Below are 13,398 nucleotides of genomic sequence, written 5' to 3' on the forward strand. Positions count from 1 at the left end.
TCCCGTAAGTCTGTTCGATGAGAGTCACGGTCGAGAGACCCGGAGGCGGTGCCGCCGCGACGCCCTCATACCGGGCGTATTCGGGTGTTGCGGCGGTGCCGTCTCCGGGGCCCTCGGCCGCGACTGTCGCGGACGAGACTCACGGGACACGACCTAGGTGGTGCCGCCGCACGGTAACGCTCAACCGTTGTCGCAAGATGTACGGACAAACGACATGGAGGCCGCCCATGCAGACAGGTACCGACGTGCCCCCGCAACGGGAGATCATCGGGTGCACCGACGCCCTCGGGCGCCGTCGCGCGTTCGAGGTGTACCTCAACGAGAAGGGTCGCGTCTGCTTCCGCACCCCGCCCGGTGAGTCCGCACAGCTCGACGCGTTCCAGCTGGACGAGCTGATCAGCCACCTCACCGAGCTCCGCCGCTACATGCAGTGACGCGCCTGTCTGAGCCGGTCGCCTAGAATTCGGGCGATGACCAGCCCAGACCTGCGCCACCACGGTGACGTCGACGCCGCACCAGGCCTCGCAGACTTCGCCGTCAACGTGCGGGTGCCGCACCCGCCCGATTGGCTGCGCGAACGGCTGGCCGCGGCGCTCGGCGACCTCGGGCGTTACCCCTCGAAACTCGCCGAAGACCGTGCTCGTGAGGCCGTCGCACGCCGGCACGGGCGCTCTCCGGACGAGGTTCTGCTGCTCAACGGTGCCGCGGAGGGCTTCGCGCTGCTGCCGAAGCTCGCGCCGCGCCGTGCCGCGATCGTCCACCCCGGGTTCACCGAGCCCGAGGTGGCCTTTCGCGATGCCAGAATTCCGGTCGACCACGTGCTGCTCGACGGCGACTTCCGCCTGCGGGACGTGACCTCGGACGCCGACCTCACCGTCATCGGCAACCCCACGAACCCGACGTCCGTGCTGCACGAGGCCGCCGCGCTCAAGGCGTTGCCCGGCCGCGTGGTCGTCGACGAGGCGTTCATGGACGCCGTCCCCGGCGAGCCCGAGTCGCTCGCGCACGACCCCGGTGTGCTGGTGCTGCGCAGCCTGACCAAGACCTGGGGTCTCGCGGGGCTGCGCGCCGGCTACCTCCTCGGCGACCCGGAGACTCTGGCGAGGCTCGCGCACGGCCGTCCGCACTGGCCAGTGGGCAGTCTCACGCTGGAGGCGATCACGGCGTGCTGCGAACCGGAGGCGCTCGAGCAGTCCGCGCGGTTCGCGCTGGAGGCCGAGCAGTACGCCGCGCATGCGCTGGAGCAGCTCCAAGACCTCGTCGTCGTTGCGCCGAAGGGGCCGTTCCTGCTGATCAGGGCGCCGCGAGGTGTACGACGGGCGTTGCGGGACAAGGGGATCGCGGTGCGGCGCTGCGACACGTTCCCCGGGCTCGACGACACGTACCTGCGCGTGGCGATCCGGCCGCCCGAGGAGTTCGCTGTGTTCGTGGACGCGTTGCGCGTCGTGATGGAGGAACTGGCGTGAAGCTCGCCGACGTGATCTCGGTCCTGGAGTCCGCGTATCCGCCGAATACCGCCGAGAAGTGGGACGCGGTCGGCCTGGTCTGCGGTGATCCCCAAGAGGAGGTCGCCAGGGTCCTGGTCTGCGTCGACCCGACGTCGTCCACTGTGGACGAGGCCGTCGAACGGGGCGCGCAGCTCGTGCTCGCGCACCACCCGCTGCTCCTCAAGGGCGTCAACGGTGTTCCGGCCGACGACCCCAAGGGTGCGTTGGTGCACAAGCTGATCCGCAACGGCGCCGCCCTGTACTGCGCGCACACCAACGCCGACTCGGCGTCGCCGGGTGTCTCGGACGCGCTCGCGAAGGCCATCGGGCTGACGGTCACGGGCCCGCTCGAGGCCGCGCTGACGGAGGACACGGGCATCGGGCGCATCGGCGAGCTCCCCGAGGCCGAGCCGCTCAGGGCCTTCGCCCAGCGCGTGGCCGACGCGCTGCCCGTGACCGTCCAGGGCGTCCGGGCGGCAGGAGACCCGGAACGCATGGTCAAGCGGGTCGCGGTCTGCGGTGGTGCCGGAGACGGCTTCCTGGACGCGGTCAAGCGGGCCGGCGTCGACGCCTACGTCACCGCGGACCTCCGGCACCACCCGGCGAGCGAGCACGTCGAGTCCGGCGGGCCCGCGTTGGTCGACGTGGCGCACTGGGCCAGCGAGTGGCCGTGGTGCGAGCAGGCGGCGGAGATCCTGCGGTCTGCCTTCGGCGGTAGGGTCGACGTACTCGTCTCCACCCGCCGGACCGACCCGTGGACCGTCGGTGCGACGAGCACAGCAGTAGGAGGACATGCGTGAAAGCCGATCCCGCAGTGCAGCGCAGGCTGCTCGACCTGGCCGCGGTCGACGCCGAACTGGCGCGTGTCACCCACCGCCGCCGCACGCTGCCGGAGATCACGGAGATCAACGAGGTCGAGAAGCAGGTGCGCGCCAAGCAGGACGCGCTGGTGGCCGTCGAGACGACGCTCACCGACCTCGACCGCGACGTGAAGCGCCAGGAAACCGAGATCGACCAGGTCCGTGCCCGCGGTGAGCGCGACCGCAAGCTGATGCAGTCCGGCTCCGTCGGCTCCAAGCAGCTCACCGACCTCGAGCACGAGCTCGCCACCATCCAGCGTCGTCAGGGCATCCTCGAAGACGACCTGCTGGAACTGATGGAACGCCGCGAAGCCGTCGACGCCGACGCCTCCTTCGCGCGCGTGGAGCTCGACAAGGCCCGCGAGACGCTGGAGGACGCCACGCGCCGCCGTGACGCCGCTCTCGCCGACCTGGAGTCGACCGAGACCCGTCGCACCGCCGACCGCTCGGCGATGGCGAAGGGTTTCCCGGACGAGCTGCTGAAGCTCTACGACCGCCAGCGCGTGCAGCGCGGTATCGGCGCCGCGCCGTTCCAGTCGCGCCGGTGCGGGGCGTGCCGGATCGAGCTGGACAGCGGTGCGGTGTCGAAGCTGAAGGAAGCGGCGGCGGACGAGATCGTGCGCTGTGAAGAGTGCGGCACGATCCTGGTCCGCATCGCGGAACCGAAGGTCTGAGTCGCCGGACGAACGCGGGCCCGGTAGGAACAGTTCTCTGTTCCTACCGGGCCTTTTTCGTCTCCGAAGCGCCTCTCACTCGCCACTGCGCCGCAGCCGCAGCGCGGAGACGAGGAAGAACACCCCACCGATCGCCGCGTAGCCCGCGAGGTTGCGCAACGTCGCGTCCGGAGCGCTCGCCTGCAGGAAGAACGATGTCCCGGCGAGCGTCGAGATCGCACCGCTGATGATCATCGGCCACTGCCCGCCGAGGCTGCGGCGCACGACGCCCGCGGCGAGCTGAGCCACACCGGACACGACGGCCCACACACCCCACACCTGCAGCACCGCCGGGATGCCGGACGTCACCGCGAACGCCAGGCCCGCCGCCGCGAGCGTGCTGACCGCGATGTTGGCGTAGAGGGCCGCGGAGGCCCGGCCGGCGCGTGCCGCACGGCTGTCGACGACGACCGCGGCCACGTCGAAGAGCGGGTAGAGCACCAGCAACGTGCCGCTGACCGGCCCGATCTCCGTCGCGGTGAGGAACAGCAGCACCGCCCACACGACCGCGAACCCGAAGCGAACGAGGTAGAGCGTGCGGAGGGCGGGGGCCAGGCCTGCGGGTGACGCTGCGTCGATGCTCACGGGGTGTCCTTGAAGTAGGGAGAACGTTCTTTCTACTTCGAGGCTGTCAGCTGACCTCGCACCTGTCAAGACCGAACGTTCTCTCTGCTACCGTCGGAAAGGTGACCCGCACCGTGTCCGACGCCAGGAACCGCCTGCTGGGAACAGCCGGCCGGCTGTTCTACGCGGAGGGCCTGCACTCCGTCGGAGTCGACCGCATCCTCGCCGAGGCCAAGGTGACCCGCGCGACGATGTACCGCCACTTCGCGGGCAAGGAGGACCTCGTCCTCGCCTACCTGGCCGAGGCCGACGACGCGACCCGCCGCAACGTCGAAGCGGGCGTGGCAGCGGCGGCGGACGACGCGGACGCCGTGCGTTCCGTCGCGAGAGGAATCGCCGCGCACATCCGCCTGGAGGAGTTCCGCGGCTGCGCCTTCCTCAACGCCGCGGCGGAGTACGCCGACCCCGGACACCCGGTGCACCAGGCGGTGCTGGCGCACCGCCAATGGTTCCTCGACACCGTCACAGCCCTGCTCGCCCGCGTGGGAGACGCTCCCGCGGAGCGCGACGGCAGGCATTTCGTGATGCTGCGCGATGGCGCGATGGCGGCCGGCTGCCTCTCGGATCCCGATCCGATCGGCGACACCCTCCTCGAAGCGGTGGAAGGCATTCTCCGGGCACGCGGCTGAACCACGGAATCGCTTGAGAACGGGGGAAGTCCGGTGACCAACTCCATGACGCCGGTCGACTTCACGACACCGGTCGAACCCTGGGTCGTGGTGGCGCACGACGGCGACCGCTCGGTGCGGGAGCAGGTGTCGGCGCTCGAGTCCGGCGGCGTCGTCCAGCGGCTGGACTCCGCGAAGATGACCGATGAGGCCGGCCTGTTCCGCGAGTTCGCGGACAAGCTCGGTTTCCCCTCGTACTTCGGCCACAACTGGTACGCGCTCGTGGACTGCCTCGACGACCTCCACAGCAGCGGGCACGGTCTGCTGCCTGTTGTCGTCGTCACCGAGGAGTCCGACGTCCTGGTCGGCCGGACCTTCTTCCCCACGCTGCTCTCCATGCTCTGCGAGGCGGCCGAGCGGGCGAACCTCTCCCTCGACGCGGACGACCTGCCGCGAGACCGTCCGCCGTTTCCGCTGCACTTCGTGTTCTTCGTGAATCGGCGAGGTGTCGGAGACGTGGCTGAGCTGCTGGCGGTGCGGGAGGACCTGGTGGTCCGGGAATCCGGCGGGCGCCTGCTCGTCTGCTCGCAGCCCAGGTGAACTCGCGGGGCGTCAGCGGCTCATCGGAACGTTGGCCTCCAACCAGGGCACGATCGCGGAGACGAAGCCGTCCGGACTGGTCATAGGCCGTCCGTTCATCGTGGCGACCAGATGCTCGACGCCGAACAGCGCGTCCCACGTGCGGGCACGGCGGTACGTGGAGGCGGAGACGGCACGCCGCACGCTCTCCCAGCCGTGCCAGGCCATCAGCGCGGCGTCGATGGCGGGGTCGGCGGGCATGGCCATGTCCAGTCGAGGACGCCGAGCAGCTCCCCGTCCGCCGACCAGTGCACGTTCGAACCGCTGAGATCGCCGTGCACCAGCGCATCCGGCACCGGCTCCAGGACCAGGCAGGCCTCCAGGCGTGCCTGGCCCTCGGCCTGCCAGCGAGCGGGCAGGCGGGGAACGGATCTCCCCGGCGATGATCTCCGACCACGACGGACCCCGCGCCCGGTCGTCCAGGACCTCCAACAGCGCATCATCGAGCGGCACGGAACGCACGGCCTCCAGCACCTCGGCCACCTGCGCCGGATCGCCGGCGCCCTGCGGCAGAGCGGTGCCGCCGATCCACGACACGGCGACGGCGGCCTGGTCCCCGAACGTGGTCACGGGCGTGAGCGGTTCCGGCACCTGGAACGGCAGACCCGCGGAAGCCATGTGTCGCAACACCTCCACGCGGCGGGGCATGGACGCGGCGGCCAGTGGGCGCTTGCTGACTCTGACCGCGGCGGCTCCCGGGATCAGCAGCACGCGGTGGATGTCGCCGTCGGGCGCGACGAGGGCGTCGTCCAGGCGTGTGCCGGGCAGCAGGGCGGACGCGATCTCCAGCAGGTCCGGGGCGGCCTTGATCATGTCCGGAACCTGCAACCGGACGACTTCGTGACCGTCCGGGCGGGTGACCACCACGCGTGCCCGGCACCTGACCGTCCGAGTTCGGGTATTTCGGCCCGGTGGTTCGGGTCGTCTGCGGCGAGCACGGTCGTCGAAGACGTGTTCCGCTGGCTGATCGGTCTATTCAGGAGGTTCGTCATGTCCGGTCTGCTGGTCAAGAGTTTCGACAAGCCCGAGGAGACCCGTCCCTTCGAGCAGAGCACGGGTCATCTCGACCTGATCAACTCGGAGGCCGGCGCCGTCGGCCGCGCGGTGTTCGAGCCGGGCTGGCACTGGGCCGAGCACGTGAAGCCCATCGCCGGTACCGACAGCTGCCAGGTGGCCCACAAGGGCTACGTCGTGTCCGGCCGGATGAAGATCGTCATGGACGACGGCGAGGAGGCCGAGATCGGCTCGGGTGACTTCATGATGGCCGCGCCGGGCCACGACGCGTGGACGGTCGGTGACGAACCGTGCGTCATCGTCGACTGGCAGGGCATGGACGACTACGCCAAGCGGTGATCCCGGGCGAAGGCGTGACGGGGGAGCGGGCTGGGACTCTCCGGCGTTGCGGCCCGCTCGACCGGCTCCGGCGGCCGGGTTCTAGTACTTCGGACGGATCTGTCCCGGTACCGGCTCTCGTACGATGAGGACGTGTTCGCCCTTCTGCGGTCGGTGTGGGAAGAGCCCCGGCCGGTGCGTGCGGCGGCGCGGCTGTGGTGGGACTGGGCGCTCGTCGCCGTGCTCCTGCCCGTTGCGGTGCTCGAGGTGGTGCTGCGGCCGGACCTGAGCGCGCGGGCCGGTTCGCTGGTCCTGGCGGCGGGGCTGTTGCCGCTGTTGTTGCTGCGCCGGAGCAGGCCGCTGCTCGTGGTCGCCGTCGCGTTCGGTGCGGCCGCGGTCGCCTCGCTGGTGTTCGGGGGCGAGCCTGAACTCACCGTGATGGTGTTCATGGTGCTCTTCCCGTTCTCCCTGTTCCGGTGGGGTTCCGGGCGTGAGGCGGTGGTCGGGCTGGCGATCATGCTCGGCAAGGTCGGGCTGTCGGCGGTGCTCGGCTTCGTCAGCCTGGGGGAGACGGTGGGCGGCAGCGCCGTCCTCGGGGCGGCGTGCGCACTCGGTGCCGCGGTGCGCTACCGGGGACGGGCGCGGGCACGGGAGCTCGACCAGGTCAAGCTGCTGGAACGGGAACGGCTGGCACGGGACCTGCACGACACGGTGGCGCACCACGTGTCGGCGATGGCGATCCGGGCACAGGCGGGGCTCGCGACGGTGGCGTCGCGGCCGGAGGCGGCGGTCGAGGCGCTCAGCCTCATCGAGTCGGAGGCGTCGCGGGCGCTCGCCGAGATGCGCACGATGGTGCGAGCCCTGCGCCACAACGAACCCGCGGACCTGGCACCCAGCCCGACCGTCACCGACATCGAACGCCTCGCGAGCCCAGGCGGGCCCGGACCCGAGGTCGACGTGCGGATCGACGGGGCCGTCGACGACCTCCCGAGATCGGTGGGGACCGCGATCTACCGGCTCACCCAGGAGTCGGTCACCAACGCGCGGCGGCACGCCCGGCACGCCACCCGCATCGAGGTGAGGGTCACCGTCGGCGACTCGTCGGTCCGCCTCCGGGTGAGCGACGACGGCGACACCGGCACCCTCCGCGGCACCGCGGCCCTGGGGCACGGGCTGATCGGCATGACGGAACGCGCCGGCCTGCTCGGCGGCAGTTGCGAGGCGGGCCCGAACGCCGGCCGGGGCTGGACCGTGACCGCCGTGCTGCCGCTCACCGGGGTGCGCGCATGAGCATCCGCGTCGTCGTCGCGGACGACCAGGAGATCGTCCGCACAGGACTCTCGATGATCCTCGACGCGCAGCCGGACATCGAGGTCGTCGGCCAGGCGCCGGACGGGACGCAGGCCGTGGAACTGGCCCGAAGGCTGCGGCCGGACGTGTGCCTCTTCGACATCCGCATGCCCGGAACCGACGGCATCGAGGCCACCCGCCTGCTCGCCGGCCCCGGCGTCGCCGACCCGCTCGCCGTCGTCGTGATCACCACGTTCGACCTCGACGAGTACGTCTACGCCGCACTGCGCGCGGGCGCCAGGGGTTTCCTGCTCAAGGACGCCGGCACCGCCCTGCTCACCCAGGCCGTCCACGCCGCGGCCTCCGGCGACGCCCTGATCGCCCCCAGCGTCACCGCCCGGCTGATCGAGGCTTTCGCGGACACCGGTCCCGACGGCCGCGCCGGGCAGCCGATCGACCCGCTCACCGAACGCGAGGAGCAGGTCCTCGCCGCAGTCGCGGGCGGGCGCACCAACAGCGAGGTCGCCAAGGACCTCCACATCGCGCTCAGCACCGTCAAGAGCCACGTCGCCAGCCTGATGGCCAAGATCGGTGCCAGGAACCGCGTCGAGATCGCGATCTGGGCCTACGAGACCAAGCGCGTCCGGAGTGGACTCCGGCGTCAGTAGCCGAAAGTACGACGAGCGGGTCGGACCATCGGCCGGGACGATCGGGGCCCATGTGCCGATGAGCCGGCACCACCGCAGGCAGCACGATCTGACGCATGCCTTCCTCCACCAAGCTGGACAAGCTCATCCCGGCCGCGATCATCCTGTTCAGCGTCATCCCGGTGCTCGGCGGCGTCCTGCGGCTGGCCGAGCTGGGCGGCGGCGCGGAGATCACACCGGACAACGCGCGGTTCTTCGCCTCACCCGTGCCCGTGGTGGTGCACGCCGTCACCGTCAGCGTGTACTCGATCCTCGGTGCGTTCCAGTTCGCTCCCGGCTTCCGCCGCCGCAGACCGGGATGGCATCGCGCCGCAGGAAGACTTCTGGTCCTTTGTGGACTGGTAGGGGCGCTGTCAGGTCTGTGGATGACCGTCTTCTACCCCAAGCCCGACGACGTGGGCGCCCTGCTCACCGGCGTCCGGCTGGTGTTCGGCACGGCGTGGATGGTGTTCCTCGCCCTCGGTGTCGCCGCCATCCTCCGCCGAGACGTCACCCGGCACCGCGCCTGGATGATCCGCGGTTTCGCGGTCGGGCTCGGCGCCGCCACACAGGCGGTGGCGCTGACCGCGTGGCTCGTGGCCGTCGGCCCGCCCGACCGGCTCAGCAAGGCGTTGCTGATGCTCGCCGCCTGGCTCGTCAACGCCGCCGTGGCGGAGTGGATCATCCGCCGCCGGCCGTCGCCGGCCCGCCCGATCCGCGCCGGAGTCGCGCTCGCGCTCGGGGAGACCCGATGAGGGCAGTGGTCCAGGACCGGTACGGATCACCCGACGTGCTGGAACTCCGCGACGTGGAACCGCCGGCAGCCTCCGGCAACGAGGTGCAAGTACGAGTGCACGCGACCTCGGTCAACGCGTACGACTGGCACGTCATGCGCGGAGACCCCTACCTGGCCCGGCTCACCGGCATCGGAGTCACCGCTCCGAGGAGGAAGATCCGCGGCCGCGACTTCGCGGGCACGGTGGAGGCGGTGGGCAGGGACGTGCGGCGTTTCCGGCCCGGTGACGACGTTTACGGCGACCTCGGCGCCGCCGACGGAGCGTTCGCCGAATACGTGTGCGTGTCCGAAGACCTCGTCGAGACCAAGCCCGCCAACCTGACCTTCGAACAGGCCGCCGCGGTACCGCTGGCGGGGCACACCGCGTTGCAGGGACTGCGAACCCTCCAGCCGGGACAACACGTCCTGGTCAACGGAGCGTCCGGAGGCGTGGGCACGTTCGCCGTGCAGATCGCGAAGTCCGCGGGCGCCACCGTGACCGGCGTGTGCAGCACGAGGAACGTCGAACTGGTGTCGTCACTAGGCGCGGACCACGTCGTCGACTACACCGAGGACGACTTCACCAGGAACGGCACGCGTTACGACCTGGTCCTCGATCTGGTCGGCAACCACTCGCTGACCGCGTTGCGCCGTGCGCTCACGCCAGGCGGGACGATCGTGCTCTCCGGCGGCGGAGTGTCCAGCGGCGGCAGCCTCGCCGGGCCGATGTGGCTGATCATCAGGGCGAAGCTGCTGGCCCCGTTTGCCCGCGACCGGCTGCTGGTGCTCACCACGACGCCCGACCGGCAGATCCTCACGGCGCTGCGGCACCTCGCCGAGTCGGGAGGCTTCACACCGGTCATCGACCGCACCTACTCGCTGGACGAGGCGCCCGATGCCGTCCGCTACGTGGAGACCGAACACGCCCGCGCGAAGGTCGTCATCACCGTGTGATCGGTGTCCGGACAAAGGTTGGCGGCGTGCGCGTCACAGGGTGATGAGGACCTTGCCTCGGGTGTGGCCGCCCTGGACGTGGGCGTGTGCGTCGGTGGCCTTCTCCAGTGGGTAGCCGGCCTGCACGCGCGGGGTGTAGGCCCCGGTCTCCCCGAGTCGAGAGGCGTCCGCGAGGGTGACGGCGGCGTTCGTGTTGCCCGCGATGATCGCGACGCCGAGGGCGGCGGCGCCGAAGTCGGCCACGGTCACGACGTGCGAGGCGTCGCCGACGACGGCGACGATGTCGGCGAGCGAGCCGGAGCCGGCGGTGTCCAGCGCGGCGTCGACCCCGGCCGGGGCGACCGCGGTGACCCGCTCGGCCAGACCTTCGCCGTAGGTGACGGGTGTCGCGCCGAGTTCGCGGAGGAAGTCGTGGTTGGCCTCGCTCGCGGTGCCGATCACCGTGGCGCCACGAGCGGTGGCGATCTGCACGGCGGCGGAACCGACGCCACCGGCGGCGCCCTCGATGAGCAAGGTCCTGCCGGTGAGGTCACCGAGAGCGTTGAGGGCGGCGATGGCGGTGGCGGAGACGAGGCCGGCCGCGGCAGCCTGCTCCACCGTCCAGGTGCTGGGCACGGGCGCCCAGGCGGTGAGCACCGCGTGTTCGGCGGTGGTGCCCTGCCCCAGGCCGAACACCCGGTCACCGGACTCGACGCCGGTGACGCCCTCGCCGATCTCGTCGACGACACCGGTCGCGTCGGCCCCCGTGGTGGCGGGGAACGTGGTCGGCATGATCTCGGACATGTAGCCGGCCCGGATCTTCCAGTCGATCGGGTTCACGCTCGCGGCCTGGACCCTGATCCGGATCTCTCCAGGTCCGGCGTGCGGAGCCGGGGCGTCCTCGACGGTGAGGACGTGCGGGTCGCCGAACTCGTGGAAACGAACTGCACGCATGGCGGTCTGCCTTTCGGCCGAAGGGATTCCCCCAGCTGAGCGGCAACCAGTGTGACCCCGGACGCGACTTCCGGCGCGTCAGCAGCGGGTCAGGCCGTGCCGCAGCCGGCGATCCACCTCGGTTCCCGTGCCACGACCGTGGAGAGGAAGGGCCGGTCCGTGCAGGGGCCCCGCCCGGCCGCGAGGACGTCCGCCCTGAGCTCCTGGAGGTAGAGGGCACCGGGCATCAGGTCCACGAGCTCCTCCCGGCAGTGCGAGCACCTCGTGCAGTGCTGCCGGAACTCGTGGGTCTCCTCGGCGGTGAGCAGACCGAGCAGGTAGCTGCCGGCGGACAAAGCGTGCGGACAGGCGTCGGTCACGGGCTCCTCCACTTCTGGGCGGCGGAAAGGGTGGACGAGCGGCGGCGTCGGTCACAGGCCGCCGCCCGTCCGGAACGGGCGACCCGGTGAGGGGCGGTCGGGTCGCCCGCATGTCGTGGCGCGTCAGCGGTTCGAGCGAGTGGGTTTGCCAGGCGTGTGGTCTGACTTGCCGGGCTTCTCGCCGAGCAGGTCGGCGCAGAAGCCGGGCACCCGTTCGGCGCCGCCCGCGGCCGTGATCAAGGCGCTGAACGCCGGGTTGTTGTGCGCCTTGCCGTGTTCCGAACCCGCGCCCGCCGTGTAGGCCTGGCACAGGCCCTTGAGCGACGGCGAGGGAGAGGCGCTGTTGTCGGGCTTCTGCTCCGGCCCCTTCGACGGCGCGGCGGTGGTGGCGGACGTCGTGCTGACGACGGTCGTACCGGCAGGCGCGGCAGGTTCCTCGCGCTGCTGACCGGGCAACGTGCCCGCCGCGGCGGCGAGCGCGATGCCGCCGGCGGTCAGCACCGCGACACCGGCGATCTTCACAGCGAGCAGGTTCGCCAGTGCGGCCTTGAGCATCCGGGGCCTCCATCGCTGAGGGGCGGTAGCGAGACGAGCGTCGCGGAACGCTGCCATGGCAGCCCGCTCACCGGCCAGCTCCTGGTCGCGGGCAGGCGCACCCGCCGCCGCGAGCAGGTCGCTCAGCCGGTCGTGCCCGGCGACCGGCAGCCCGCCAGGCGCAGCGCGCAGCAGCTGCTCCGCGGTACGCCGGTCGATGCGACGGGATCGGTGGGTGCTCATCTCATGTCCTTCAGCGTCAGGGCCCGATTTTTTGTCACTCCGACGATGTCGGCCCTGGTGGGGACGTTGCGGCGAGGTGCTCGGCCAGCGCGCGCAGCCCGCGGTGCGCCGCGGTGCGCACGGCCCCGGCCCGCTTGCCGAGCACCTTGGCCGCGGTCTTCGCGTCCAGCCCGACGACCACCCGCAACAGCACGGCCTCGGCCTGGTCCCGCGGCAGCCCGGCGATCAGGGCCAGCGCGGCGTCGGTGGCCGCGGAGTCCAGCGCCGCCTGAGCCGTGTCCTCCGGCCCAGCGGGCTCGGCGACGTCCTCGACGGTCCCGTGCACGACCGGCCGGCGCTGCTGACGGCGCAGGTGGTCCATCGCGCGGTTGCGGGCGATCGTGGTCGCCCAGCCGCGGAACCCGTCGAGGTCCCCGCGGAACGATCCCAGGTCCCGCGCGATCTGCAGCCAGGCGTCGGACGCCACGTCCTCGGCATCGGCTCCGACCAGCACCTGGAGGTACCGCAACAGCTTCGGCTGGATGTCCCGGTAGAGGGCGCGGAAGGCGTCCTCGTCACCTCGGCGCGCTGCCGCGAGGACCGTGTCCCCAGCGGGGTTCCCGGGATCCGCGCGGCGCATCGACCACGCGACACCGGAGATCTCACCGCTGTCGCCGAACCTCGCCGCACTCTGCACGCGCGGCATCCTGAACGACTATTCGCCCGATGCCAAGTCTTCGCCGTCCGGGCGGAGGCGGGCCCGTCCACTGTGGAGCGTCCACTCCCCGCAGGTCAGCGGATGCACCCGGATCAAGCGGACGTACGACAAAGCAAATGAGGCCGCCTTATCGGCGACCTCATTTGCTTGATCATTTTCAGTGTCCGAGGACGATCTTGCACGCTAAGCACACGCCTGATGTAGGTCGAGACCCGTCCCAGCCGTCCTATGAGTGTGAGAAGTTGGGACGAGCCTGCGGGACAGCCAGAAACCCATCGTCTAGCTGCGTAGACGGTCCGAGCGGCGACAGCGGGACAGGGTGGTAGCACCCCGTCCCGCTGTCCCAGGATCTGGCGCGTGTGTGTCCAGGGCGACTGCTGCTCACGCCGGACGGGACGAGGTAACTGATGAGGCAGTTGTTCCTGTGCAGGGCGGCGGTGCAGCAGCGGGCGCTGCACATGGTCGGCTCCTGCTGGCGTTGTTACCTGCGCAAACTAGAACTCCGGCGGGTTCGAGATTGTCCACGGTGGACGCGCATCTTGGTATATAGATCCAAGGACTTCGGTCGCGCTGGCGCGTCCTCTTCAACTCCGGCATAAGTTGGGTGTAGAACCAGGGCGAGTAACTGTCCAGCCGCCGAGCGTCCATTGTGAGGGTCTGAATG

The 13,398-nt window shown here is 70.9% G+C and carries 17 protein-coding genes; 11 read left to right on the plus strand and 6 right to left on the minus strand.

Annotated features, from left to right (window positions below; genetic code table 11):
* Window positions 1-227 precede the first annotated feature (227 nt).
* The 4 genes from LX88_RS10505 to LX88_RS10520 are packed head-to-tail and all read left to right on the plus strand — an operon-like array spanning window position 228 to window position 3,021.
* Window positions 228-434: a hypothetical protein gene (locus LX88_RS10505; protein ID WP_030472678.1), complete on the plus strand. Its 207-nt coding sequence runs from the start codon at window positions 228-230 to the stop codon at window positions 432-434.
* Between the two features lie 36 nt (window positions 435-470).
* The gene (gene cobC, locus LX88_RS10510; protein WP_258947523.1) at window positions 471-1,466 is read left to right on the plus strand and encodes an Rv2231c family histidinol phosphate aminotransferase CobC; all 996 of its coding nucleotides are present in this window, start codon (window positions 471-473) and stop codon (window positions 1,464-1,466) included.
* Window positions 1,463-2,287 (plus strand): Nif3-like dinuclear metal center hexameric protein, encoded by an 825-nt coding sequence (locus LX88_RS10515; protein WP_258947524.1) that lies wholly within the window; start codon window positions 1,463-1,465, stop codon window positions 2,285-2,287. Before cobC ends, LX88_RS10515 begins: the two co-directional genes overlap by 4 nt.
* Window positions 2,284-3,021 (plus strand): zinc ribbon domain-containing protein, encoded by a 738-nt coding sequence (locus LX88_RS10520; protein ID WP_258947525.1) that lies wholly within the window; start codon window positions 2,284-2,286, stop codon window positions 3,019-3,021. Before LX88_RS10515 ends, LX88_RS10520 begins: the two co-directional genes overlap by 4 nt.
* A gap of 75 nt (window positions 3,022-3,096) precedes the next feature.
* On the opposite strand, the gene LX88_RS10525 is transcribed toward LX88_RS10520, so the two are convergent.
* A complete protein-coding gene (locus LX88_RS10525) occupies window positions 3,097-3,645 on the minus strand; it encodes a hypothetical protein (RefSeq protein WP_258947526.1) in 549 nt (182 codons plus the stop codon).
* Window positions 3,646-3,758: 113 nt separating this feature from the next.
* Here LX88_RS10525 and LX88_RS10530 point away from each other — a divergent pair, with 113 nt between their 5' ends.
* Together LX88_RS10530 and LX88_RS10535 are read left to right on the plus strand one after the other, a co-directional pair.
* Entirely contained in the window at window positions 3,759-4,313 is a 555-nt protein-coding gene (locus tag LX88_RS10530) for a TetR/AcrR family transcriptional regulator (protein WP_258947664.1), read from the plus strand.
* A gap of 33 nt (window positions 4,314-4,346) precedes the next feature.
* On the plus strand, window positions 4,347-4,892 hold the full coding sequence (locus LX88_RS10535; protein ID WP_258947527.1) for a barstar family protein: 546 nt from the start codon (window positions 4,347-4,349) through the stop codon (window positions 4,890-4,892).
* 12 nt (window positions 4,893-4,904) lie between these two features.
* On the opposite strand, the gene LX88_RS44765 is transcribed toward LX88_RS10535, so the two are convergent.
* Window positions 4,905-5,798: an aminoglycoside phosphotransferase family protein gene (locus LX88_RS44765; protein ID WP_258947528.1), complete on the minus strand. Its 894-nt coding sequence runs from the start codon at window positions 5,796-5,798 to the stop codon at window positions 4,905-4,907.
* A 123-nt stretch (window positions 5,799-5,921) separates the two neighbouring features.
* Between LX88_RS44765 and LX88_RS10545 the strand changes: the two genes are divergently transcribed.
* From LX88_RS10545 to LX88_RS10565, 5 genes are all read left to right on the plus strand, one after another.
* Window positions 5,922-6,284, plus strand: coding sequence for a cupin domain-containing protein (locus LX88_RS10545; protein ID WP_258947529.1), 363 nt, complete (start codon window positions 5,922-5,924; stop codon window positions 6,282-6,284).
* A gap of 132 nt (window positions 6,285-6,416) precedes the next feature.
* On the plus strand, window positions 6,417-7,553 hold the full coding sequence (locus tag LX88_RS10550; protein WP_258947530.1) for a sensor histidine kinase: 1,137 nt from the start codon (window positions 6,417-6,419) through the stop codon (window positions 7,551-7,553).
* Complete coding sequence (locus tag LX88_RS10555) at window positions 7,550-8,221, plus strand: response regulator (protein WP_258947531.1); 672 nt, start codon at window positions 7,550-7,552, stop codon at window positions 8,219-8,221. Before LX88_RS10550 ends, LX88_RS10555 begins: the two co-directional genes overlap by 4 nt.
* A gap of 95 nt (window positions 8,222-8,316) precedes the next feature.
* Window positions 8,317-8,994, plus strand: coding sequence for a DUF2306 domain-containing protein (locus tag LX88_RS10560; RefSeq protein WP_258947532.1), 678 nt, complete (start codon window positions 8,317-8,319; stop codon window positions 8,992-8,994).
* Window positions 8,991-9,968 (plus strand): NAD(P)-dependent alcohol dehydrogenase, encoded by a 978-nt coding sequence (locus LX88_RS10565; RefSeq protein WP_258947533.1) that lies wholly within the window; start codon window positions 8,991-8,993, stop codon window positions 9,966-9,968. Before LX88_RS10560 ends, LX88_RS10565 begins: the two co-directional genes overlap by 4 nt.
* 33 nt (window positions 9,969-10,001) lie before the next feature.
* On the opposite strand, the gene LX88_RS10570 is transcribed toward LX88_RS10565, so the two are convergent.
* The 4 genes from LX88_RS10570 to LX88_RS10585 form a co-directional block, all read right to left on the minus strand.
* On the minus strand, window positions 10,002-10,901 hold the full coding sequence (locus LX88_RS10570; protein WP_258947534.1) for an NADP-dependent oxidoreductase: 900 nt from the start codon (window positions 10,899-10,901) through the stop codon (window positions 10,002-10,004).
* Between the two features lie 89 nt (window positions 10,902-10,990).
* Window positions 10,991-11,260, minus strand: a complete 270-nt coding sequence (locus LX88_RS10575) for a hypothetical protein (protein ID WP_258947535.1) — start codon at window positions 11,258-11,260, stop codon at window positions 10,991-10,993.
* Window positions 11,261-11,383: 123 nt separating this feature from the next.
* Complete coding sequence (locus LX88_RS10580) at window positions 11,384-12,037, minus strand: hypothetical protein (protein ID WP_258947536.1); 654 nt, start codon at window positions 12,035-12,037, stop codon at window positions 11,384-11,386.
* Window positions 12,038-12,071: 34 nt separating this feature from the next.
* Window positions 12,072-12,713, minus strand: a complete 642-nt coding sequence (locus tag LX88_RS10585; RefSeq protein WP_258947537.1) for an RNA polymerase sigma factor — start codon at window positions 12,711-12,713, stop codon at window positions 12,072-12,074.
* Between the last annotated feature and the right edge of the window lie 685 nt (window positions 12,714-13,398).

This window comes from Lentzea californiensis, assembly GCF_024648825.1.
Taxonomy (GTDB): Bacteria; Actinomycetota; Actinomycetes; order Mycobacteriales; family Pseudonocardiaceae; genus Lentzea; species Lentzea californiensis.